General features: G+C 70.1%; 22 protein-coding genes. 14 read left to right on the top strand and 8 right to left on the bottom strand.

Annotated features, from left to right (window positions below):
* Positions 1-17 precede the first annotated feature (17 nt).
* Complete coding sequence (locus ACT3SQ_RS12250; protein WP_441445959.1) at positions 18-638, top strand: LysE family translocator; 621 nt, start codon at positions 18-20, stop codon at positions 636-638.
* Positions 639-823: 185 nt separating this feature from the next.
* Positions 824-1,213: a barstar family protein gene (locus ACT3SQ_RS12245; protein ID WP_345075928.1), complete on the top strand. Its 390-nt coding sequence runs from the start codon at positions 824-826 to the stop codon at positions 1,211-1,213.
* A 12-nt stretch (positions 1,214-1,225) separates the two neighbouring features.
* Here the strand turns inward: ACT3SQ_RS12245 and ACT3SQ_RS12240 are convergent, their stop codons facing one another.
* Positions 1,226-2,743 (bottom strand): helix-turn-helix domain-containing protein, encoded by a 1,518-nt coding sequence (locus ACT3SQ_RS12240; protein ID WP_345075929.1) that lies wholly within the window; start codon positions 2,741-2,743, stop codon positions 1,226-1,228.
* Positions 2,744-3,012: 269 nt separating this feature from the next.
* Here ACT3SQ_RS12240 and aceA point away from each other — a divergent pair, with 269 nt between their 5' ends.
* The 3 genes from aceA to ACT3SQ_RS12225 all read left to right on the top strand — a co-directional run bounded on the left by aceA (position 3,013) and on the right by ACT3SQ_RS12225 (position 7,679).
* Entirely contained in the window at positions 3,013-4,290 is a 1,278-nt protein-coding gene (aceA, locus tag ACT3SQ_RS12235; RefSeq protein ID WP_444502074.1) for an isocitrate lyase, read from the top strand.
* A 97-nt stretch (positions 4,291-4,387) separates the two neighbouring features.
* Positions 4,388-6,097 (top strand): malate synthase A, encoded by a 1,710-nt coding sequence (aceB, locus tag ACT3SQ_RS12230; protein ID WP_444601167.1) that lies wholly within the window; start codon positions 4,388-4,390, stop codon positions 6,095-6,097.
* A 100-nt stretch (positions 6,098-6,197) separates the two neighbouring features.
* Positions 6,198-7,679, top strand: coding sequence for an Hsp70 family protein (locus tag ACT3SQ_RS12225; RefSeq protein WP_444601166.1), 1,482 nt, complete (start codon positions 6,198-6,200; stop codon positions 7,677-7,679).
* Between the two features lie 103 nt (positions 7,680-7,782).
* Here ACT3SQ_RS12225 and ACT3SQ_RS12220 read toward each other — a convergent pair whose 3' ends face one another.
* From ACT3SQ_RS12220 to fdxA, 4 genes are all read right to left on the bottom strand, one after another.
* Positions 7,783-8,919: an RNA polymerase sigma factor gene (locus ACT3SQ_RS12220; protein WP_444601165.1), complete on the bottom strand. Its 1,137-nt coding sequence runs from the start codon at positions 8,917-8,919 to the stop codon at positions 7,783-7,785.
* A 10-nt stretch (positions 8,920-8,929) separates the two neighbouring features.
* Positions 8,930-9,337: a YciI family protein gene (locus tag ACT3SQ_RS12215; protein ID WP_441445954.1), complete on the bottom strand. Its 408-nt coding sequence runs from the start codon at positions 9,335-9,337 to the stop codon at positions 8,930-8,932.
* Positions 9,338-9,515: 178 nt separating this feature from the next.
* A complete protein-coding gene (locus ACT3SQ_RS12210; RefSeq protein WP_441445953.1) occupies positions 9,516-9,905 on the bottom strand; it encodes a MerR family transcriptional regulator in 390 nt (129 codons plus the stop codon).
* Between the two features lie 116 nt (positions 9,906-10,021).
* On the bottom strand, positions 10,022-10,351 hold the full coding sequence (gene fdxA / locus ACT3SQ_RS12205; RefSeq protein WP_441445952.1) for a ferredoxin: 330 nt from the start codon (positions 10,349-10,351) through the stop codon (positions 10,022-10,024).
* Positions 10,352-10,487: 136 nt separating this feature from the next.
* Between fdxA and soxR the strand changes: the two genes are divergently transcribed.
* From soxR to ACT3SQ_RS12180, 5 genes are all read left to right on the top strand, one after another.
* Positions 10,488-10,976: a redox-sensitive transcriptional activator SoxR gene (gene soxR, locus ACT3SQ_RS12200; protein WP_441445951.1), complete on the top strand. Its 489-nt coding sequence runs from the start codon at positions 10,488-10,490 to the stop codon at positions 10,974-10,976.
* A gap of 58 nt (positions 10,977-11,034) precedes the next feature.
* The gene (locus tag ACT3SQ_RS12195; protein WP_444598861.1) at positions 11,035-11,664 is read left to right on the top strand and encodes a superoxide dismutase; all 630 of its coding nucleotides are present in this window, start codon (positions 11,035-11,037) and stop codon (positions 11,662-11,664) included.
* 252 nt (positions 11,665-11,916) lie between these two features.
* Positions 11,917-12,087, top strand: coding sequence for a hypothetical protein (locus tag ACT3SQ_RS12190; RefSeq protein WP_441446042.1), 171 nt, complete (start codon positions 11,917-11,919; stop codon positions 12,085-12,087).
* Positions 12,088-12,186: 99 nt separating this feature from the next.
* Entirely contained in the window at positions 12,187-13,560 is a 1,374-nt protein-coding gene (locus ACT3SQ_RS12185; RefSeq protein ID WP_442332878.1) for a sensor histidine kinase, read from the top strand.
* The gene (locus tag ACT3SQ_RS12180; RefSeq protein ID WP_444502040.1) at positions 13,557-14,198 is read left to right on the top strand and encodes a response regulator; all 642 of its coding nucleotides are present in this window, start codon (positions 13,557-13,559) and stop codon (positions 14,196-14,198) included. The genes ACT3SQ_RS12185 and ACT3SQ_RS12180 overlap by 4 nt, the downstream gene beginning before the upstream one ends.
* Before the next feature lie 155 nt (positions 14,199-14,353).
* On the opposite strand, the gene ACT3SQ_RS12175 is transcribed toward ACT3SQ_RS12180, so the two are convergent.
* Positions 14,354-14,902 (bottom strand): AMIN-like domain-containing (lipo)protein, encoded by a 549-nt coding sequence (locus ACT3SQ_RS12175; protein ID WP_444601164.1) that lies wholly within the window; start codon positions 14,900-14,902, stop codon positions 14,354-14,356.
* Positions 14,903-15,155: 253 nt separating this feature from the next.
* Between ACT3SQ_RS12175 and ACT3SQ_RS12170 the strand changes: the two genes are divergently transcribed.
* Positions 15,156-15,656, top strand: a complete 501-nt coding sequence (locus ACT3SQ_RS12170) for a flavodoxin domain-containing protein (RefSeq protein WP_444601163.1) — start codon at positions 15,156-15,158, stop codon at positions 15,654-15,656.
* A 38-nt stretch (positions 15,657-15,694) separates the two neighbouring features.
* Here the strand turns inward: ACT3SQ_RS12170 and pdxT are convergent, their stop codons facing one another.
* Positions 15,695-16,333: a pyridoxal 5'-phosphate synthase glutaminase subunit PdxT gene (gene pdxT / locus ACT3SQ_RS12165; RefSeq protein ID WP_444601162.1), complete on the bottom strand. Its 639-nt coding sequence runs from the start codon at positions 16,331-16,333 to the stop codon at positions 15,695-15,697.
* Between the two features lie 32 nt (positions 16,334-16,365).
* Positions 16,366-17,274, bottom strand: a complete 909-nt coding sequence (gene pdxS / locus ACT3SQ_RS12160) for a pyridoxal 5'-phosphate synthase lyase subunit PdxS (protein WP_441446048.1) — start codon at positions 17,272-17,274, stop codon at positions 16,366-16,368.
* Positions 17,275-17,439: 165 nt separating this feature from the next.
* Here pdxS and ACT3SQ_RS12155 point away from each other — a divergent pair, with 165 nt between their 5' ends.
* The 3 genes from ACT3SQ_RS12155 to ACT3SQ_RS12145 all read left to right on the top strand — a co-directional run bounded on the left by ACT3SQ_RS12155 (position 17,440) and on the right by ACT3SQ_RS12145 (position 21,505).
* Positions 17,440-18,777: an aminotransferase class I/II-fold pyridoxal phosphate-dependent enzyme gene (locus ACT3SQ_RS12155; RefSeq protein WP_444601161.1), complete on the top strand. Its 1,338-nt coding sequence runs from the start codon at positions 17,440-17,442 to the stop codon at positions 18,775-18,777.
* 66 nt (positions 18,778-18,843) lie between these two features.
* Positions 18,844-19,605 carry a TSUP family transporter gene (locus tag ACT3SQ_RS12150; RefSeq protein ID WP_442332626.1) on the top strand — a complete coding sequence of 254 codons (762 nt, stop codon included), beginning with the start codon at positions 18,844-18,846 and terminating at the stop codon, positions 19,603-19,605.
* A 658-nt stretch (positions 19,606-20,263) separates the two neighbouring features.
* A complete protein-coding gene (locus tag ACT3SQ_RS12145; RefSeq protein ID WP_442332625.1) occupies positions 20,264-21,505 on the top strand; it encodes an ROK family protein in 1,242 nt (413 codons plus the stop codon).
* Positions 21,506-21,509 lie beyond the last annotated feature (4 nt).

Here is a 21,509-nt window from a genome sequence, read left to right as displayed (position 1 = left end):
GAGTTCGAGGTAGCGAAGTGCTCGATGTGTCCGTCCTCCCTGCCTTCCTGGTGGCGGTGCTCGTGATCCTGGTGACCCCCGGACCGGATATGGCCTTCCTGGTCGCGACCGGGATCAATCAGGGCCGCAGAGCGGCGGTGCGCGGAGCTTTCGGTGTCACCTCGGCGATGACCATCTGGGTGCTCGTCGCGGCGACGGGGCTGGGGGTGGCGCTGACGCAGCTGCCGTCGGCCCTCGATGCGATCCGGATCGCCGGCGCGGGCTATCTCCTCTTCCTCGCCGTCACCACCTGGCGGAACGCGGGGGCGGCGATGGCAGACGCGCAGACGGTCCCCCACGTGTTCCGTCGCGGCTTCCTGGTGAACCTCACCAACCCCAAGGTCGCGCTCTTCTTCGTGGCCTTCCTGCCCCAGTTCCTCGGCTCGGCGGATGAGCACCCCTTCGGCCAGATCCTCATGCTGGGCCTGCTGCTGCAGGCCACGGGGCTCATCGCGGACATCGCGATCGGCAGCGCGGCCGGACTGTTCCGGGATGCTGTGCTGGGCCGCCGCAAGGTGCGCCTGGCGCTCGACGGCGCGGCCGGCACGGTCTACGCCGCACTCGCCACCCTCCTGGTCGTGGGGGTCGCCCGCTCGTAGCGGCGAGATGCTGCCCCTCGGCATCGCTCGCGGTGTCGGCGCACGGGCCGGCTCGGTCATGATGGTGCGCGGACATGATGGTGCCCAGGCATGCCGGTGCACGGGCATGCCGGTGCCCGCGCGTCATGCGCCGGAGATCCCGGCGCCCTGCCCCGGATCCGCACCGAGTTGCGAGGAGGGACCCGATGATCACTCTGCACATCGACGGCCGACGGGTCGAAGACATCGCCTCCTTCTACGAGGAGGTGAACCGCGTCTTCATGCAGGGGGAGGACTGGCGCCTGGGGGAGAGCCTCGATGCCCTCGACGATCTGCTGTACGGCGGGTACGGTGCCCTGCACCGGCACGAGTCGGCCCGGGTGGTGTGGGAGGAGCACGAACTGTCCGCCGCCGCACTCGGTCTCCGCGCCACCCGCGAGCAGCTGCTCACGAAGCTCGCGACCCCGCAGCGGTATGACCAGGACCTCCTCCGTCGCCGACTCGAGCAGCTCGACGCCGAGGGCGGCCCCACCTACTTCGAGACGGTGCTGGAGATCTTCGGGTCTCACCCGGGGATCGAGCTCGTGCTGGCCTGAGCGGAGTGCAGCTCAGTCCTCCTGCCCCTGAGCGCTCCCGTCGGCCACCGGGGCGTGCCGCTCGAGGAACTCGAGCATCGAGACCCGGTCCACCCCGGTGAAGGTGCCCGTCGGCATCGCGGCCAGCAGCGAGGCGTGCAGCCGCGCGACCGGCCACACCGACCCCTCCCAGCGCTCCACGAGCGTCGGATCCGGCTCTCGGCAGCAGACCGGATCGGGACAGGAGGATGAGTGGCGCACCGTCGTCTCCCGGCCCCGGAACCACTTCGTGTGCTGGTAGGCGGTGCCCACCGAGATCGAGAACTCCCCACCCGGACCGGATTCGATGTGCGAGGTGCACCAATAGGTGCCACCCGGCTTGTCGGTGTACTGGCAGTACTGCCCCATCCGGTCCTCGCTGCGGAACACCCGCCGCGCGCTCCACCAGCGGCACACCCGCTGCCCCTCCACCGCGCCGAGCGCATCGGTGGGGAAGCGGACCTCGTCGTTCTGGTAGGCCTTGAGGATCGTGCCGGAGGAGTGGACTTTCAGGAAATGCACGGGGATGCCCAGGTGATGGGTGGCCAGGTTCGTGAAGCGGTGCGCAGCCATCTCGTAGCTGACAGCGAACTCGTCCCGCAGATCCTCGACCGACAGCTCCCGTTCCGCCTTCGCCCGGTGCAGGAAGTCCAGTGCCCCCGCCTCGGGCAGCAGCAGCGCGCAGGCCAGGTAGTTCGTCTCCACGCGCTGACGCAGGAGGTCCCCGTAGTCCGCGGGCTCGCCCTTCTGCAGCACATGGGCGGCGATCGCCTGCAGCACCGTGGTGCGAGGATCCGAGGTTGCCCTGCCCAGCGGCAGGTAGATCCGCATATGCTCCGAATCCGTGATCGACCTGGTCGAATGCGGCAGGTCGGGCACCGAGTGCAGGGAGAAGCCGAGCTTCGCGGCCAGCAGTGACACCTTCGACTGGGACAGCGGCCCGCCTCGATGCCCGATCTGCTCCAGCAGCTCCCGGGCCGCCTCCTCGAGCTCGGGATAGTAGTTCCCGCCCTCGGACTGCTCCTGGCGGAGCTGTCCGTTCACCCGCCGCGCCTCCTCCGGGGTCGCGGCCCGCTCTTCGTGCAGGCGCCGCAGCTCCTCGTGCAGGGCCAGGATCGTCTCGATCGCCGCATCGGAGAGAGACTTGCGCACCGGCAGCTCGGGCAGTGGGAGGCTCTGGTAGAGGGTGCCGGCCTGGGCTCTCTCCAGCGCGATCTCCAGTGCCGCCCGACGGGACGGCGGCTCGGGCTCCAGCAGGTCATCCACGCCCACTTCGAGCGCGCGGGCGATCCTTCGCAGCTCGCCGAGCTTCAGCTCCCGCCTGCCGTTCTCGATCACGGACAGCTGGGAAGGGGCGCGCTCGACCCGCTGCGCCAGCTGGGCGAGGGAGAGACCACGCTCCAGCCGGCGCGCACGGATGCGCTGACCGATCAGCAGCGGGTCGAAGGAGTCATCCTCGACATCTGTCGCAGGGGTCGTCGCCGGGCCGGGAGCAACCTCGTCGTGCACCATGCGCACACGGTGCCATAGAAAAGTTCTGATCGACAGAAATATCGAGAAAGTTCTTCGAATCGGGGGGTTCTAGGGGGCTTACGTGGGCTGCAGAGTGTGACTACTCGATGAAGTTCGTCGAGAGCGACGGTGGACCCACCGCCCCGCACACCCCGATCGATCCCGAGGAGCCGACGATGACCACGCCCATCCCTCCCACCACCCCCATCCCTCCCGCAACCTCTCTCCCTCCTACCGCGCCCGGCACCCCCCGTGCCGGAGACCAGACCATGACCGCCGAGGAGCTCGCCCGCGATTGGGAGATCGACCCCCGCTGGCGGAACGTGCGCCGCGACCACACCGCCGAGGACGTCATCGCGCTCGCCGGGCCCGTCCGCGAGGAGCGCACCCTCGCCCGCCGCGGCGCGGAGACCCTGTGGGACCTCATCGAGCTGAACACCTCCGATCCGGAGCAGTGGGTGCGGGCCCTCGGTGCTCTGACCGGCAACCAGGCCGTCCAGCAGGTCCGCGCCGGGCTGAAGGCCATCTACCTCTCCGGCTGGCAGGTCGCGGCCGATGCGAACCTCTCCGGGAAGACCTACCCCGACCAGTCCCTCTACCCCGTCAACTCGGTGCCCGCCGTGGTGCGCCGCATCAACAACGCCCTGCAGCGCGCCGCGCAGATCGAGCACGCGGAGACCGGCACGACCAGCCGCGAGTGGATGGCGCCGATCGTCGCCGACGCCGAGGCCGGCTTCGGCGGCCCGCTGAACGCCTACGAGCTGATGCTCTCGATGATCGAGGCTGGCGCCGCGGGTGTGCACTGGGAGGACCAGCTGGCCAGCGAGAAGAAGTGCGGCCACATGGGTGGCAAGGTCCTGGTCCCCACGTCGCAGCACGTGCGCACCCTCAGCGCCGCGCGCCTCGCCGCGGACGTCGCTGGCGCGTCGACGGTGATCATCGCCCGCACCGATGCCCTCGCCGCGAACCTGCTTACCAGCGACATCGACGAACGGGATCAGCCCTTCCTCACCGGGGAGCGCACCGCGGAGGGGTTCTACGCGGTCCGCCCCGGGATCGAGCCGGTGATCGCACGGGGCCTGGCCTATGCGGAGTACGCGGACCTGCTGTGGGTGGAGTCCTCCGAGCCGGATCTGGAGCTGGCCCGCACCTTCGCCGAGCGGATCCACCGCGACTTCCCCGAGCAGAAGCTCGCCTACAACTGCTCGCCCAGCTTCAACTGGAAGCGCCACCTGGACGACGCCCAGATCGCCACCTTCCAGCGCGAGCTCTCCGCCATGGGCTACGCCTTCCAGTTCATCACCCTGGCCGGCTTCCACTCGCTGAACCACGGCATGTTCGAGCTGGCCACCGGCTACCAGGAACGCCAGATGAGCGCCTACGTCGAGCTGCAGGAGGCCGAGTTCGCGGCAGCGGACCGCGGCTTCACCGCCCACCGCCACCAGGCCGAGGTGGGCACCGGCTACTTCGACCGGGTCGCCACCGCCCTGAACCCGTCCTCCAGCACCCTCGCGCTCGTCGGCTCCACCGAGACGGCGCAGTTCTGAACGACGCAGCTCTCCTCGAGGGAGCAGCTGACCCTCACGTACCGGCCCGCGCACCACCGCCGGCCCCCTGCACGACCGCCCACGAAGGAGCAGGATCATGACTCTCACCCAGCAGTCCCCACCCACCCAGCAGTCCCGACCCACCAGCGGCGCCCCGGCGAGTCCCACCACGGCGAGCCTCAGCTGGATCGAGCAGCTCGGTCCGATGGAGCACCGATTCGACGAGATCCTCACCCCGGAGGCGCTGAGCTTCCTCGCCGCGCTGCACGACCGCTTCACCAGCCGCCGCTCCCAGCTGCTCACGGCGCGGGCCATGCGGCGCGAGGCGATCTCCGGCGGCGCGATGTTCGACTTCCGCCCCGAGACCGCCGCGATCCGTGACGACCCGACCTGGCGAGTGGCCGGCCCCGGCCCGGGCCTCGAGGACCGCCGGGTCGAGATCACCGGCCCCACCGACCGGAAGATGACCGTCAACGCCATGAACTCCGGTGCGAACGTGTGGCTCGCCGACGGGGAGGATGCGCTGAGCCCCACCTGGCACAACGTCATCACCGGGCAGCTCAACCTCCACGACGCGATCCGTCGGAGGATCGACTTCGTGACCGACGAGGGCAAGGAGTACCGGCTGGGGGAGCAGACCCCCACCATCGTGTTCCGGCCCCGCGGCTGGCACCTCCCCGAGCAGCAGCTGCGGTATCAGCGGGCCGATGGCCGCTCCTGCCGAGCCTCCGCCTCGCTGGTGGACGTGGGCCTGTACCTCTTCCACAACGCCCACGAGCTGATCACCCGCGGCACCGGGCCCTACCTCTACCTGCCGAAGCTGGAGTCCCATCTCGAGGCGCGGCTGTGGGACGAGGTGTTCACCATCACCGAGCAGCACCTGGGCCTGGAGCACGGCACCATCCGCGCCACGGTGCTCATCGAGACGCTCCCCGCAGCCTTCGAGATGGACGAGATCCTCTATGAGCTGCGCGATCACTGCGCGGGGCTGAACGCGGGCCGCTGGGACTACCTGTTCTCGATCATCAAGCAGTTCCGCGATCGCGGCCGCAACCAGGTCCTGCCTGACCGCTCGCAGCTGACCATGACTGTCCCGTTCATGCGGGCCTACACGGAACTGCTGGTGCGCACCTGCCACCGCCGCGGCGCCTACGCGATCGGCGGGATGAGCGCCTTCATCCCGAACCGTCGGGACCCTGCGGTCACCGCGAACGCCTTCGCGAAGGTCTCCGAGGACAAGGCGCGGGAGGCGGCCGACGGATTCGACGGCACCTGGGTCGCGCACCCCGACCTGATCCCGGCGGCGCGCGCCGAGTTCGACGCGGTGCTGGGGGAGCGACCCCACCAGCTCGCACGCATGCGGGAGGACGTGCAGGTCACGGCCGCGGACCTGCTGGACCTGCGGGTCGAGGGCGGCCGCATCACCACCGCCGGGATCCGCCAGAACATCCAGGTGGCGCTGCGCTACCTCGACTCCTGGCTGCGGGGCCAGGGCGCCGCGGCGATCGACAACCTGATGGAGGACGCGGCGACCGCCGAGATCTCCCGCTCTCAGCTGTGGCAGTGGATCAACCAGGGGATGCTCACCGAGGAGGGCATGCCGATCGTCAAAGAGCGGATCGAGTACTTCATCGACCGCTGCGCCGAGGAGCTCGGCGGTGCCGAGGGTCTCTCGGGCGCTGAGGCGCTCCCGAGCGCCGAGGGCAGCCGGATCCCCGAGGCGGCCGAGCTGCTGAAGGACGCGGTGCTCGGAGAGGAGTTCCCGGCCTTCCTCACCACCGCCGCATACGAGCAGCACCTGCGCTGAGCGCGCGGGAGGCCCTGAGGGCGGGTGGAACCCCATGGCACCCCGTGGAGCCCCATGGAACCCTCGCCCTCAGAGATCCCCCCGGGGGTATCTTCAGGACATGCGGATCGGTATAGATGTGGGCACGACCAGGACCATTGCGGCAGGCGCCGACCGAGGGAACTACCCGGTGCTGAGCTTCCAGGACCCCGACGGGGACCCGCACGACCACTTCCCCTCGGTCATAGCGCTCGACGGAGACGCCCTGGTCCACGGCTTCGAGGCCGAGCGTGCCGCCCGAGCCGGTGCGCCTCACCTGCGCTCCTTCAAACGGCTGCTCGGGGACCCGACCACGCATCCCGGGACCATGGTCGAGCTCGGCGGGCGCGAGTTCGCCCTGCTGGACCTGCTCACCGGCTATCTCACGGCGGTGCGCACCGCCCTGCCGGTGCCGGTGGGGGAGGTGGCGGTCTCCGTCCCGGCGCACGCCCACTCGGCCCAGCGGGTGATGACCCTCGAAGCATTCCGACGGGCGGGCATCGACGTGATCGCGATGATCAACGAGCCCTCCGCCGCAGGCTTCGAGTACACCCACCACCAGAGCCGCTCCCTGACCTCGCGCCGCACCCGCATCGCGGTCTACGACCTGGGCGGCGGCACCTTCGACAGCTCCCTGGTGGAGGCCGACGGCGCCAGCCACGTGGTGCTCGGCAGCCGGGGCGAGAACCGCCTGGGCGGGGACGACTTCGACGAGGTCCTCGCGGAGCTCGCGCTCGAACGGGCGGGGATCCGTCCCGAGGACCTCTCCGCGGCCCAGCATGCCGCGCTGCGTGAGGAATGCCGGGAGGCCAAGGAACGCCTCACCCCGCAGACCCGCCGGGTGATGATCGAGATCACCGCGGAGCAGGACCCGGTGATCCTCCCCGTGGACGACTTCTACGCTGCGGCGGCACCGCTGGTGGAGCGCACCCTGGAGGTGATGGCGCCGTTGGTCGGCGCGCTCGACGCGGGCTCCGGCATCGCCGGCATCTACCTGGTGGGCGGAGGCTCGGGGCTGCCGCTGGTGGCCAGGCTGCTGCGGGAGCGCTTCGGCCGACGGGTCCATCGTTCCCCCTATCCCGCCGCGTCGACCGCGATCGGGCTGGCCATCGCCGTGGACCCTGACGCCGATGTCTCCCTCACCGATCGGCTCTCGCGCGGCATCGGGGTGTTCCGCGAGGCGGATTCCGGCGAGGGAGTCACCTTCGACCAGGTCCTCACCCCGGAAGCACCCCTGCCGCAGACCGGCAGCACCAGCGTGACCAGGCGCTACATGGCCGCGCACAACCTGGGCTGGTTCCGCTATGTCGAGCATCCTGCGCTCGATGACGCCGGGGAGCCGCGCGGCGACCTGGTTCCCTTTGCGGACGTCCTGTTCCCCTTCGATCCGGCGCTGCGTGAGCTCGGCGCTGCGGAGCTCGCCGCCGTCACGGTCGAGCGCCGCGAGGGCGGGCCGGAGATCGAGGAGACCTACACGGTGGACACCGCGGGCATAGTCACCGTACGGATCACAGATCTGAGCAGCGGCTTCAGCCGCGAGTACGGACTGGCCCGACGGGGCTGACGAAGGGACCGGCCCGAGGGGTGTGGGCGGGGGATCCCGTCGACGGGGCACACGAGGGTGCCGGCTCGGCGGGGCAGCCGTCGATGGGGGACGCACGCGCTGGTCAGGTCGAGTTTAGCCGTGCCGCTCGGCGCACCAGATGATCACGTTCGGCGGTCGAAGCCGCAGAGCGCGCGGCGTCGGCGAACAGGGCGGCGGCGCCGGCTCGGTCCCCGTCAGCCTCGTGCAGGTGGGCCGCCACGGCGGCGTAGCGAGGCAGCGTCGGGTCCAGCTCGGCCAGAGCGGCCAGCCCGGCGCGCGGTCCGTCGGCCTCTCCGAGGGCGACCACCCGGTTGAGCCGGGCGATCGGGCTGCCCGTCAGGCGCACCAGCTCGTCGTACCACTCGAGGATCTGCACCCAGTCCGTCTCCGCGACGGTGGCGGCGTCGGCATGCAGTGCCGCGATCGCCGCCTGGACCTGGAACTCCCCGAGCCGGTCCTGGCCGAGAGCGGACTGCAGGATCACCACCCCCTCCGCGATCAGCGTCGTGTCCCAGCGCGCACGGTCCTGCTCCGCGAGCGAGACCAGGGCTCCTTCGGCCGTGAAGCGGGCAGGGCGGCGCGCATGGTGAAGCAGCATCAGCGCGAGCAGGCCCATGACCTCCGGGTGAGTGATGGCGGCGTGCAGCTGCCGGGTCAGACGGATCGCCTCGGCGACGAGATCCACGTCCCCCGAGAATCCCTCGTTGAAGATCAGGTAGAGCACCCGCAGCACCGTGGCGACGTCCCCGGGGGCATCCAGTCGCTGCCCGGCCAGGGTGCGCTTCGCACGGGAGATGCGCTGGGCCATGGTCGCCTCAGGCACCAGATACGCCTCAGCGATCTGGCGGGTGGTCAGCCCGCCTACCGCTCGCAGCGTGAGGGCGACGGCGGAGGCCGGGGTCAGGGCGGGGTGAGCGCAGAGGAAGAGCAGCTGCAGGGAATCGTCGGCGGCTGAGACCACGCCGGGGTCGATATCGGATCCGAGGCGCTCCTCCCGGAGGTGTCGAGCCTGCTCCGCACGGACCTGATCCAGGAACTTCCGCCAGGCCACCGTGACCAGCCAGCCCTTCGGATCCCGAGGTGGGTTCTCCGCCCAGGAGCTGAGCGCCTCGATCAGCGCTTCCTGCACGGCATCCTCCGCCGCCGCGAACTCGGCGCCGCGGCGGCGGAGGATCCCGATCACTGCGGGGACCAGCTCCCGCAGCAGCTCCTCATTCATCCGATCGTCCTCATCCGGTCGTCGGAGCGTTCACGCCGTAGAAGGGGCGCAGCTCGAGCCACTCGTGGATCGGTGCGCCGTCCTTGCCCGGCGCCGCCGAGAGTTCACCGGCGACCGCGAGGGCCCGCTCGTAGCTGTCGACGTCGATGATCATCCATCCGGCGATGAGGTCCTTGGTCTCCGCGAACGGACCGTCGGTGACCGGCGGCTTTCCCTCGCCGTCGAATCGCACCCAGGTGCCCCCGGGGGAGAGCGCCTGGGAGTCGACGTACTCACCGCTCTCGGTGAGCCGGTCGGCGAGGTCGTTCATGTACTGCACGTGCGCGGTGACCTCGTCCGGACTCCACCGGTCCATGGGGACGTCGTTCTCGCCCTTCGGGGCACCGCGGTAGTGCTTCAGCAGCAGGTACTTGGCCATGGTTTCTCTCCTTCGAGGTGCGACCCATTGTGGTCGCGTGCACCCCTGGGACGGAACCGGCCGACGAATCTCTACATCCTGCGACATCCCGGTCGTCATCCCGTGCGCGGGCGATCCTCAGGGAGCCGGTGCCGGGACGGTTCTGCGATCGTCTGCTCCAGCCGGGGGACGGTGCTGTTCAGGCGAGTTCGTGCCCCTCGATGACCTCATCGAGGATCTCCGCGGTGTCGCGCAGCCTGTCGATCTCCTGCGCCAGCCGCTGCCGGTGCGCACGCAGGGATGCCAGCGAGTCCACGCCCTGCCCCTGGACTCCGATCAGTGCCGGCATCACGGGCTGGATCTCCGCGCTCGAGAGCCCGGCGGCGAACAGTCGCTGCACTAGCAGCACCTGGTCCACCGCCTCGGCATCGAAGCGGCGGTGCCCGGCGGCGGTGCGGCGCGGGGTGAGCAGGCCCTGCTCCTCGTAATAGCGCAACGAGCGCGCGCTGACCGAGGTGCGGGCGGAGAGCTCGCCGATGCTCAGGGAACTCTCGGCAGCAGCCCTCACATGAATGTCAACAGCGGTCATGCACGAACCCTATGATCACCGCCGCCGGGATCTGCGCAGGTCACGGGCGTGTCGCAGGAAGTGACATCCATGTCATGCACGGGTCTGATGTGGGGCGGGACGCCGGGCCGCGATGCTCAGGCCAGCGGGTTCGGCTGCGGAGGCAGGGCCGCGACGAGCGGGTGGTCCTTGTCGATCACGCCCAGCTTGGCTGCACCCCCGGGTGCGCCGAGGTCGTCGAAGAAGTCGACATTGGCGTTGTAGTACTCGGCCCACTGGTCAGGGGTGTCGTCCTCGTAGAAGATCGCCTCGACGGGGCAGACGGGCTCGCACGCACCACAGTCCACGCACTCGTCCGGTTGGATGTAGAGCATCCGATTGCCCTCGTAGATGCAGTCCACGGGACATTCGTCCACGCAGGCCCGATCCTTGACGTCCACGCAGGGCAGAGCGATCACATAGGTCACGGTGTGCGGTCCTTCCAGTCGATGCTCCCTGGAGCGTAGGATCTCAAGTGCACTTGAGGTCAAGAGGGCGCGCGGCGATGAGCGCGGCCCGGCGAACGACGATGCGGCCCGAAGAGCGACGAGAGGGGGCGTCAGAGTGAATCCCGCCCATGAACCCGATGATCTGCTGACGATCGGGGAGATGAGCCACCGCACGGGAGTCGCCCCGTCGGCGCTGCGCTATTACGAGGAGCTCGGCCTGGTGGGCTCGGTGCGCACCGGCGGCAACCAGCGCCGCTATCCCCGCCACATGCTGCGCCGGGTCTCCCTGATCTCCGTCGCGAAACGACTCGGCATGCCGCTGTCCGATGTCAAAGAGGCTTTCGGTGATGTACCGATGGCGAGCACGCCCTCGCATTCAGACTGGCAACGCGCCTCCCGGCGCTGGAAGAGGCGCCTCGAGGAGAGGCGCCGAGCCATCGAACGGCTCGAGCATGAGCTGACCGGCTGCATCGGCTGCGGCTGCCTCTCGCTCAAGGCCTGCGCATTGTTGAACCCGGACGACGCCCTCGCCGAGATCGGCCCGGGCCCGCGCCGACTCGAGGATGTGGCCGAGTTCCCCGAGGGTGACGACGAGACGGCTTGACCTCAAGTGCGCTTGAGGTCTTATTGTCGTGGCAACACCACCAACGAAAGGACAGCTCATGGCTGAGTACACCCTTCCCGATCTTGATTACGACTACGGCGCGCTGGATCCCTCGATCTCGGGCAGGATCATGGAGCTGCATCACTCCAAGCACCACGCGACCTACGTCAAGGGCGCGAACACGGCGCTGGAGAAGCTCGCCGCGGCTCGCGAGGCGAATGATTTCGGGACCGTGAACCAGTTCTCGAAGGACCTCGCGTTCAACCTCGGTGGTCACACGAACCACTCGATTTTCTGGAAGAACCTCTCGCCCGAGGGTGGCGACAAGCCCACCGGTGAGCTCGCGCAGGCGATCGATGAGTTCTTCGGCTCGTTCGATGCGTTCCGTGCGCACTTCACGGCGGCGGCGCTGGGCATCCAGGGCTCGGGCTGGGCTGTGCTGGCGTATGAGCCGCTCGGTGGGAACCTCGTGATCGAGCAGTTCTACGATCAGCAGAACGGTGTGCCGGTGGCGACGATCCCGCTGTTCCAGCTGGATATGTGGGAGCACGCGTTCTACCTGGATTACCAGAACGTGAAGGCGGAGTACGTCAAGGCGGTCTGGAACATCGTGAACTGGGCGGATGTTCAGGCGCGGTTCGAGAACGCGACGAGCAACGCCTCCGGCCTGGTCATCCCCAAGGCCTGATCCGCTCCGGCGCCTGACCCGCCCCGGCGCATGATCCGACTGAGCGTCTGATCCACCCCGTTGCGCGGGCCCTCACCGGTCCGCGCCCCGGGTGACAGCGGCCGGTTCCTCTACGGAGGAACCGGCCGCTGCCCTGTGACGGGGCGGCCTGCGGGTCAGCTGTGGCGGTGATCTGTCGCAGGCACGGACGTATCCTGGAGCCTCGGGAGGCGGGCGTTCCCGCGACAGCAGAACACGGCAGAGGAGGTCCCCATGGACGTCTCGGTCCTCGGCATCTTCTTCGTCCTGGCCATCCTCGTGGTGCTGGCGATCGCAGCGGTGGCCCTGGTCGCGGTGGTGGTCGGGAGCGTCCTGCTGGTGCGCAGGTCCACCGCACGCCCCGCGCCGACGACACCCGGCGATCCTGACCGGCCGCGCCGATAGCAGACTCGGCCGGCGCAGGCGGCGCCGCCCCGTCGGCTCGCACCGCAGCGGACCTTTCGGACGATGTGGCGGCGCTGTCGCCCCCTCTACAGTGACGGGGTGGATGTCGATCGTGCCCCCTCTCCGGAAGTGCCCCATGCGGCGGCGTCAGTCCCGGCCCCGGCCCCGGACCTGACGCCTGCCGTCGGCCGAGCGGTCGCGGAGGGCGACACCGCCTCCGCCCTCGCCACCACCCTGCGCGGCGCGATGCACGTGGCCTTCCTGGTGCTGCCGAGCGTCGGCGCGCTGCGAGCCATCACCGCAGACGCCGTGGCGCCGGCACTGGCGATCCTCGCCGCCGCCGTGATCGCCGCGATCTACCTGCTCGGATCCCAGCGCGCCCTGGCCCGCGGCGCGGCGGGACGCTCCGCCCACACCGACCTGCTGCTGCCCTCGCGCGGCTGGGTTCTCACCCTCTCGGTGGCCTGGATGGCCAGCACCTTCGTCTCCGCGGCCTTCGTATGGGTCGCCTTCCCCCTGTTCTTCCTGGTCCTGTTCTCCCTGGGCCGCATCGCCGGACCGCTGGTGCTGTGGGCGGTCGCGCTGTGGGCGGTGGTCGCCCCGGTGATCGCTCGCGAGCAGTGGTCGCTGGGAGTCGGCGAGATCCTCGGCCCGCTGGTCGGGGCCGCGTTCTCGCTGATCGCCCATGCCGTCCACCGTCGGCTGCTGCAGGAGACGGACCGCAACCGGGAGCTCGTCGTCCAGCTGCGGGCCGCGCAGGCAGAGCTGGCCGACTCCGAGCGGCGCAAGGGCATCGCCGAGGAGCGTCAGCGCCTCGCCCAGGACATCCACGACACCCTCGCCCAGGGCCTGAACTCGATCGTCATGCTCAGTCGCGGCGCCCGCAACGCCCACCCGTCGGCCGGCGTCGAGTTCGCCCGCATCGAGGACACCGCCCGCGAGAACCTCGCCGATGCCCGCCGCCTGGTGCGGGACCTCGCCGACCGCGCCCCGCAGACCACCCTCGAACAGGCGCTGCGCGCGGTGATCTCCCGGGCCGAGGCGCTCGGGGTCCTGGGGGAGCAGCCCCGTTGGGAGCTGCGCATCGACGGCACTCCGCGCGAGCTGGATCCGGCACAGGTCGAGACCCTCCACCGTGCCGCCCAGTCGCTCGTCGCCAATGTGCAGCGGCACGCCGAGGCGCAGCGCTGTGTGCTCACCCTGGCCTGGTGGCCGGACCGGGTGAGCCTGGACGTGGTCGACGACGGCCGTGGCTTCGACCCCTCTGCCGCTCCCCGCCGGGGTGAGGGCGAGGGCGGTGACGGGCTGCGTCTGCTGCGCGCTCGGATGGAGCGCGCCGGCGGCGCGATAGCGATCGAATCGGCGCCCGGGGAGGGCACCACCGTCGGCCTCACCCTGCCGACGCGCGCCCCGCTCGGCCTCACCCCTGCAAACCCCACTGAGTCGCACCCCACCGAGGAGCCAGGCGCATGAGCATCCGCATCATGATGGTCGATGATCATCCCGTGGTCAGGGCCGGGCTGCGCGCTCTGCTCGAGGCCGACGACGGGATCGAGGTGGTCGCCGAGGTCGGCTCCGGGACCGAGGCCCTGCGGGTGCTCGAAGAGCTCGCCGCCTCTCCCGCTGGGGCGCCGGACCTGGTGCTGATGGACCTGAACCTCGGTGACGGGATAGGCGGCATCGAGACCACCCGCACCCTGCGCGCCCGGCACCGGGAGGTGCAGGTCCTCGCAGTGACCACCTTCGATGCGGAGGCCGACATCGTCGGCGCCCTCGAGGCGGGTGCCACCGGCTACGTGCTCAAGGATTCGCCCATCGAGGCGCTGATCGCCGCCGTCGGCGAGGCCGCTGCCGGGCGCAGCATCCTCTCGCCCGAGGTGCAGCAGCGGCTGGTCGCCCGGATGGCCAACCCGGCCACCGCCCTGTCACCGCGCGAGACCGAGATCCTCGAGACGCTCGCCACCGGCGCGACGAACCGGGAGGTCGCCAAGGCCCTGTTCATCTCCGAGTCGACGGTGAAGACCCATCTGGTCCATCTCTACGACAAACTCGGCGTGGACAGCCGCACCTCCGCGCTGCGCGTGGCCAGGGAGCGTCGGCTGATCCGCTGACGCTGTCGGAAACGCTGCTGAACGCCCGGCCGACGGGCCACCTCGGTGTCGCTGGCAGTGGCGCCGACGGACCCATCCGCGCAGCGGAGGACCGGCGGTCCTCCCCTGCACGGAGGAGGACCACCGGTCCCAAGAGTTCCCGGTCAGAGGGGTTCTCACCAGCGATGGGCTACATCGATCACCAGGCGGGATCCGTCACCGGGGCCGTCGAGCACGAACGTCCTGATCGGGAGCCGGGCGCGCACGCCGAGCCCGATCAGGGTCTGTCCCTCGAAGGTGCCGCTGAAGGCGACCTGGCGGAAGGTGCGGTAGCCGTCGACATTCACGGCCTGCGAGCGATTGCGCGGGGCGTAGGTCGCCCGGTAGTCGGCGTCATGGGCGGGGGCGTAGACCAGGACCTCCAGGTCAGCGGCGCCGCTGAGCGGAACGGTGAAACCGGAGCCCAGCGCGGAGACGCGGTTGACGTACTCCACCGAGTACCCCGAGACATCGCCCTTGAGGTCGACCACGAGCCTGTCGAAGCAGGTGTGCCGGCCGGAGCGGAGGTTCTTGATCTGGGCCGAGGACATCCCGGCGGCGGACTCCGGGAGCGAGCCCCAGGTGATGCCGCAGTAGGGGGCGGCGGTGGCGGTGGCCGGGGCGAACATCCCCAGGCCGAGCAGCAGCGCGCATGCCGCGAGGACGGATAGGACTCTCTTCTTCATGGCTGGCTCCTCGAGGAGGCGGCCGGGGCCACGGCGGCCGGGCCGTATGCCGCGATTGTCTGCCTATCTCGGGGCGGGATCCAGTGACCGGACGGTCATGACAGCCGGATCGTGATCTGCCGCTGACCGGGGATTTTGTCGGCATCTGTGCGGAAAACGGGACCATCAGCGGAGGTGCTCGGAAGGGCCCGCACGAACACCCCGAGACCTCGGTCCCGAGCGCAACGGGAGAGTGACTGACAGGATGGGCCCCATGACCGTGCTCGTCGCCTACGCGACCCACTCCGGAGCCACCCGCACCCTCGCCGAGACTCTCACCGCCGCACTGCGCGCCACCGGGCTCGAGGTGGACCTCACCGATATCGCGGACTCGCCCGATCCCACCGGCTACGACGCCGTGGTGCTCGGCTCAGGGGTACGAGTCGAGGCGATCGAGAAGCACGCGGCCACGTGGGCGCAGCACCATGCGCAGGCGCTCGGCCAGCACCCCTTCGCGTTCTTCTCCTGCTCCGGCTCGGCCGCCGACCCGGCCAAGGGCGGAAAGCAGAAGGCGACCGACACCTTCCTCGAGAAGCTCCGGGTCACCCCGGTCGCGGTGAAGAACTTCCCCGGCTGGGTGCTGATGGACCGGATCCCCATGCATGAGCGGCTGCTGCTGAAGTCGATGCGCACGCCGACGGGCGACTTCCGTGACCTGCCCGCCGTCGAGGCGTGGGGCGGAGAGATCGCGCCGCTGCTGAGGCCCGCCCCCTAGCTCGCCAGCACCCTAGCTCGGCCGAGGCGTCAGGCAGCTCAAGGCGTCGTCGTCCGTCGTGCGGCGGCGCTCTCCAGCAGCAGGGCGTGGAGGCGCAGCTCCCCGGAGATCTCCGGGTGGAAGGCCGTGGCCAGCAGATTCCCCTGCCGGACAGCCACGATGCGCCCGTCCTCGAGGCGCGCGAGCACCTCGACCTCCGGGCCCGCCCGGACTACTTCCGGGGCACGGATGAAGGTCGCTGCGACCGGCTCCTCGCCGAGCATGGCGAGGGGCAGTGCCGCCACGAAGGACTCCTGCTGCCGGCCGAAGGCATTGCGGCGCACGGTGATGTCGAGCCCGCCGAAGGTCTGCTGACCCGCGATGGCATCCTCCAGCTCCTCCGCCAGCAGGATCATTCCGGCGCACGTGCCGTAGACCGGGAGGCCGGCAGCGATCCCCGCCTGCAGGGGCTCTCGCAGCCCGAAGGCTCGCGACAGCTTGTCGATCACGCTCGACTCGCCACCGGGCAGCACCAGGCCGTCGAGGCCGACGAGATCCGCCGGTCGGCGCACCCGCACCGTCATGGCGCCGAGGGTCGCGAGCGCGCGCTCATGCTCACGGACGTCGCCCTGCAGGGCGAGGATGCCGATCCGCAGCGCGGGCGACTCCGCGGGCCCCCCGTCCGCGACGGCAGCCATTTCCGCAGTTGGCGACGGTGCGGGGGCGCTGGTCACCAGCCGCGCTCGGCCAGGCGGTGCGGAGCGGGAAGGTCGGCGACGTTGATGCCCACCATCGCCTCACCGAGCCCGCGCGAGACCTCCGCGATCACGGAGGGGTCGTCGTAGAAGGTGGTGGCCTTGACGATCGCCGCGGCACGCTGGGCCGGGTTGCCGGACTTGAAGATCCCGGAGCCGACGAACACCCCGTCGGCCCCCAGCTGCATCATCATCGCGGCATCCGCCGGAGTGGCCACGCCGCCCGCGACGAACAGCACCACGGGCAGGGCGCCGGTCTCGGCGACCTCCTTGACCAGCTCGTACGGAGCCTGGAGGTCCTTCGCAGCGAGGTAGAGCTCGTCCTCGCTCTTCGCCGCGAGCGCGCGGATCTCGGAGGAGATGGTGCGGATGTGCTTGGTGGCCTCGGAGACGTCACCCGTGCCGGCCTCGCCCTTGGAGCGGATCATCGCCGCGCCCTCGGTGATGCGGCGCAGGGCCTCGCCGAGGTTCGTCGCGCCGCACACGAAGGGCACGGTGAAGCGGTGCTTGTCGATGTGGTGGAGGTAGTCGGCGGGGGAGAGCACCTCGGACTCGTCGATGTAGTCCACGCCGAGCTCCTGGAGGATCTGCGCCTCGACGAAGTGGCCGATGCGGGCCTTGGCCATCACCGGGATCGACACCGTCTCGATGATGCTGTCGATCATGTCGGGGTCGCTCATGCGGGAGACCCCACCCTGGGCGCGGATGTCCGCGGGGACCCGCTCGAGGGCCATGACCGCGACCGCGCCGGCGTCCTCGGCGATCTTCGCCTGCTCGGCGGTGACGACGTCCATGATGACGCCGCCCTTCATCATGTCGGCCAGGCCGCGCTTGACGGTGCCGGTGCCGGTGGTGGGGGAGTGGGTGGATGCAGCGGTGTTCATGGGATGTCCTCAGTCGCTCTCGCGGCGCGGGCCGACGGCATCCAGCACGTCGACCCTCCCTGCACCACATTGGCCTAGGCCAAAACGTAGCACGGCCCAGGTCGAAGTGCGAGGACAGGTCCGGGGAGTGGCCCGGGATCGACGGGGCCCGCCTAGACTCGCAGGGTGAGCACGGACAGCGACGTGGTGATCAGCGGCGGGACCGCAGCGGAGATCGCCGACAGCGTGCGGGCCCTCGTGGACCGCGGCGAGTTGGTCCCCGGGCAGAGCCTGCCCCCGGTGCGCGCCCTGGCCGAGCAGCTCGGGATCAACCGCAACACCGCCGTGGCCGCCTATCGCACGCTCGCCCGCTCCGGGGTCGTCGTCTCCCTGGGCCGCGCCGGCACCCGAGTCGCGCAGCGGCAGGCCGTCGCGCAGGAGGGCTTCGCCGCTGCCGGGTCTCTCCGGGACGTCGCCACCGGGAACCCCGATCCGCGCTTGATCCCGGACCTCGGCCCGGCCCTGACCGCCGCGGCCGGACGCCCCGTGCTCTACGGAGAGCCCGTGATCGACCCCGGTCTCGAGCAGTGGGCCAAGGAATGGATGAGCCCCGACGCCCCCGCGGAACCCACGGACCTGCATCTGACCCTGACCAGCGGTGCCGTCGACGCTGTCGAGCGGCTGCTCGCCCAGGCCCTGATGCGGGACGACGCCGTGGCGCTCGAGGATCCCTGCTTCCTCGCCAGCATCCAGATCGCCCGGCACGGAGGCTACCGGGCCGTTCCGGTCCCGGTCGACGCCGAGGGGATGACCGCCGACGGCCTCCGGGCTGCGCTTGAGCAAGGGGTGCGGGCGGTCGTGTGCACCCCGCGCGCCCAGAACCCCACCGGGGCCTCGCTCAGCGAGCGTCGCGCCGCCGAGCTGCGCGAGGTCTTCGCCGCGCACCCGTACGTGCTGGTCATCCAGGATGACTACTACTCGCTCCTCTCCCATCAGCCCTTCCACTCGATCGTCGGCCCCGCGCATCGGCGCTGGGCGCTGCTGCGCTCGGTCTCGAAGTTCGCCGGCCCCGACATGTGCCTGGCGGTCACCGCGACCGACCCCGAGACCGCAGGCCGACTCGCCCAGCGGCTCAGCCCCGGCACCACCTGGGTCAGCCACCTGCTGCAACGGATCACCCACGCCGTGCTGACCGACCCCGCCGCGCTCGCCCTCATCGACCGAGCCGGGGCCCACTACGCCGCGCGGAACACCGCCTTCGCCGCCCAGCTCACGGCGCAGGGCCTGCCGGTGGAGGCGGGGGACGGGATGAGCCTTTGGGTCCCCGTGCCCGCGCCCGCCCGACTCGTCGCCGAGCGGCTCATGCGCCGAGGTTGGCTGGTGCGCACCGGAGACGACTTCCAGCTTGCACCCGGCGCGGAACCGTCCCAGCACCTGCGGCTGACCGTGCACGACCTCGACAAGCAGGCCGCTGAGCGGCTCGCCGCCGATCTCGTCGCCGCAGTGGGGGAGAGCGCCGGCTGAACTGCCGCCCCGTATCGTGAGGCCGGTGGCACAGCGCCTGCGTCGCGACGAGGTCAGGAGGCGACAGTGCAGATCGAGCTGGCCCTCCTGATCGTGATCGGCGCGGTGCTGCTCGGCGTCACCCTCCAACGCACCAGCGGCATGGGCACGGGCCTGGTGCTGTCACCGGCGCTGGTGCTCGCGATCGGGCCGGTGACCGGGATCCTGCTGACGAACATGACGACCGTGGTCTCGGCGGCATTCCTGACTTTCGCTGTGCGCGCCGACATCGACTGGGGTCGCTATCTCCGTGTCGCGCCCGCCATCGTGGTGGGTGCCGTCCCGGCTGCTGTGCTGGTGCACTCGGTCGAATCGGGCTGGCTGGAGGTGATCATCGGAGTCACGCTCCTGGCCTCCCTCGCCGTCACCCCGCTGCTGCGCGGTCGCGAGGCCGCAATGCCGGCCACGCCTGCCGGGCTCCTCGCCGGGGCGCTCGGCGGCTTCCTGAACACCGCCATCGGGGTGGCCGCCGCGGCAATGCTCGCCTATGCGCATGTGACCCGCTGGGACCAGCGTTCCTTCGCCGCGACGCTGCAGCCGATCTTCCTGACCATGGGCCTGATCTCGGTGATCTCGAAGCTGGTGGTGGGGGCCAGCGGATCAGCGGAGCCCCCGCCCTGGCCGCTGATGGTGGCCGCCATCGGCTCCGTTCCGTTCGGGGTGCTGATCGGCGGGGTCGTGGTCAAGAAGGTGTCGGCGAGAACTGCTCGGCGGGTGGCGGTCGGAGTCGTCCTGCTCGGATCCATTGCAACTCTGCTGCGGGGGATCGGCCAGGTCATCGGCCTCTGATCGTGCAGGTGGGATCGGGACAGCCCGCTGTGGTGCTGGACGTGCAGCTGGCCTGAGCTGACGCCGCCGAGCTGGCGCTGCTGCGGTGAGGCCAGCTCGCACGGGCCCGAAACGCATCGATCCCCTCTCAGCTGTCGTGACGAGGGGTTCGTGGCGACAGCTGAGAGGGGATGGACGCTCCTGGCGTCTGGCGATGGACAGCCAGGGAAAGAACAGCCAGGGAACGGACAGCCAGGGAAGGATCAGCCAGGGAAAGAACGGTCAGACAATGAACAGCGGCCCCGGCGCGAACGCCACCAGGAGCACCACGATCAGCCCCAGCCCGTAGAAGGGCAGCAGCGCTCGCGCGGTCTCCAGGATCGGGGCCTTGCCGATCGACGCGGAGATGAACAGCGTGGGGCGGGCTGTTCGACACCGTCGCCCGCACCGTGGTCTCCCACGGGATCGAGCTGTGATTCCGGCGCGTCACACGTGTTCAACCAGGGTGTGACCCGCGTCGACGGCAGCAGGCTTCTGCGGTCGGTCAGGAACTCGCTTGACAAGCAGGTGATCTGCGGCATACCTTCTGCAAACAAGTTTCATAACTACGCGGAGCACGGCAGAGGAGCCGGCGACCGCGTGCCCAGTCCCTGCTTCGATGTGGAAGGTGTGGCCTGCCATGGTGCAGCGAAAAGTCGATGACGACGACCGCCCACAGGACCGGACTGCTCCGGTCGAGGCGGGCGACCAGGGGCTGCGGCCCGAGGCTCAGCGCCTGTACGCGACCGCACTCACCTGCATTCTCAAGGAGGTCTGCGACCGCGGCAGCGCCACCATCGGAGAACTCTCCGAGATGGCCGGCGTGAGTCGGCCGACGGTGCAGCGTGCACTGGGCGAGCTCGATTCGCTCGGTCTGGTGCGCGAGAGCGAACTGCGACACACGGGGTCGGGACGGCCCGCGCGCACCTGGGGCCCGACCGAGGGCCCGCAGATGGTCCTGGGCGTGGACATCCGGCGGACCGAGACCCGTGTGACCGTCTCCAGCTTGACCGGAAGATCTCTCGTCGATGCCGTGACCAGTCATGACACGCTCCTGGCCGCCAGCGCCGGACCTTCTTCACAGCCGGTCCTGCATGACGAGGATCATTCCGTGCCCCGGCTCGTCCTCGAGCATGTGGCCGCACTGCTCGTGCAGCACGACATCGACCCTGCCGACGTGCTCGATGCGGTGATCGGGGTTCCGGGCATCGTGGCGAAGGACGGCGAAGTGCTCCTGTCCAACGGCGTGCCCGAGCTGACCGGATATCCCCTGGGGCGCCGAGCCGGCGAGATCATCCCCCTGGCCTCCGTCCAGGTGGAGAACGACATGAACCTCCGAGCGATGGGGGAGCTGCGTATCGGCGTCGCGCAGGAGTTCTCCTCCTTCGTCTATCTGACCAATCACGATTTCCACCGGCCCGCGATCGTGCTGGATGGGACCTTGTGGCATGGCCATCACCGAGTGGTCGGCGAGGGCGACATCCTCTCCCGCAGCGGCGCGATCTCGACTGAGCTCACCGCACACGGCAGGACGGTCGAGTACTTCGAGGTCGCACAAGGCATCGAGGACGGAACGCTCGACGCCTCGTGGCTGCCGGTGCTGCACGACCAGTTGGCCACCGTGCTCGCACTCCTTAGCTACACCATCGACCCCGAAGCGGTGATCGTCCACGGCGGAGCGATCACCACGGGAGAGCCGGCCCTCCAGGACCTCGAGGAGCGCTTCCACGCCTATGCGGTGACCGAGGACGCGCCGACGGTGATCGCCGCCAGCCACGGCGCGGACCTCACCATGAGCGGCGCTCTGGCTCTGGCACTTCGTGACGCGCTGATCAGGGTCCTCGGAGTATCGAACCCGCTGATTCCGATGATTCGTCGCTGAAACC

This window comes from Brachybacterium sp. AOP42-C2-15, assembly GCF_052377065.1.
Classification (GTDB): domain Bacteria; phylum Actinomycetota; class Actinomycetes; order Actinomycetales; family Dermabacteraceae; genus Brachybacterium.
Note: the sequence above shows the minus strand (reverse complement) of the source record. Positions and strands in the feature narration are given on the sequence as shown.

Bases quoted from the DNA above. Each gene is read 5' to 3' on its own strand.
- ACT3SQ_RS12190 (WP_441446042.1), top strand. From the start codon at position 11,917: ATGGACGTCTCGGTCCTCGGCATCTTCTTCGTCCTGGCCATCCTCGTG.
- ACT3SQ_RS12170 (WP_444601163.1), top strand. From the start codon at position 15,156: ATGACCGTGCTCGTCGCCTACGCGACCCACTCCGGAGCCACCCGCACC.
- pdxT (WP_444601162.1), bottom strand. From the start codon at position 16,333: ATGGCTGCCGTCGCGGACGGGGGGCCCGCGGAGTCGCCCGCGCTGCGG.
- aceB (WP_444601167.1), top strand. From the start codon at position 4,388: ATGACTCTCACCCAGCAGTCCCCACCCACCCAGCAGTCCCGACCCACC.
- ACT3SQ_RS12210 (WP_441445953.1), bottom strand. From the start codon at position 9,905: ATGACCGCTGTTGACATTCATGTGAGGGCTGCTGCCGAGAGTTCCCTG.
- ACT3SQ_RS12195 (WP_444598861.1), top strand. From the start codon at position 11,035: ATGGCTGAGTACACCCTTCCCGATCTTGATTACGACTACGGCGCGCTG.
- aceA (WP_444502074.1), top strand. From the start codon at position 3,013: ATGACCGCCGAGGAGCTCGCCCGCGATTGGGAGATCGACCCCCGCTGG.
- ACT3SQ_RS12145 (WP_442332625.1), top strand. From the start codon at position 20,264: ATGGTGCAGCGAAAAGTCGATGACGACGACCGCCCACAGGACCGGACT.
- ACT3SQ_RS12175 (WP_444601164.1), bottom strand. From the start codon at position 14,902: ATGAAGAAGAGAGTCCTATCCGTCCTCGCGGCATGCGCGCTGCTGCTC.
- ACT3SQ_RS12215 (WP_441445954.1), bottom strand. From the start codon at position 9,337: ATGGCCAAGTACCTGCTGCTGAAGCACTACCGCGGTGCCCCGAAGGGC.
- pdxS (WP_441446048.1), bottom strand. From the start codon at position 17,274: ATGAACACCGCTGCATCCACCCACTCCCCCACCACCGGCACCGGCACC.
- ACT3SQ_RS12225 (WP_444601166.1), top strand. From the start codon at position 6,198: ATGCGGATCGGTATAGATGTGGGCACGACCAGGACCATTGCGGCAGGC.
- ACT3SQ_RS12240 (WP_345075929.1), bottom strand. From the start codon at position 2,743: ATGGTGCACGACGAGGTTGCTCCCGGCCCGGCGACGACCCCTGCGACA.
- ACT3SQ_RS12220 (WP_444601165.1), bottom strand. From the start codon at position 8,919: ATGAATGAGGAGCTGCTGCGGGAGCTGGTCCCCGCAGTGATCGGGATC.
- ACT3SQ_RS12180 (WP_444502040.1), top strand. From the start codon at position 13,557: ATGAGCATCCGCATCATGATGGTCGATGATCATCCCGTGGTCAGGGCC.
- ACT3SQ_RS12245 (WP_345075928.1), top strand. From the start codon at position 824: ATGATCACTCTGCACATCGACGGCCGACGGGTCGAAGACATCGCCTCC.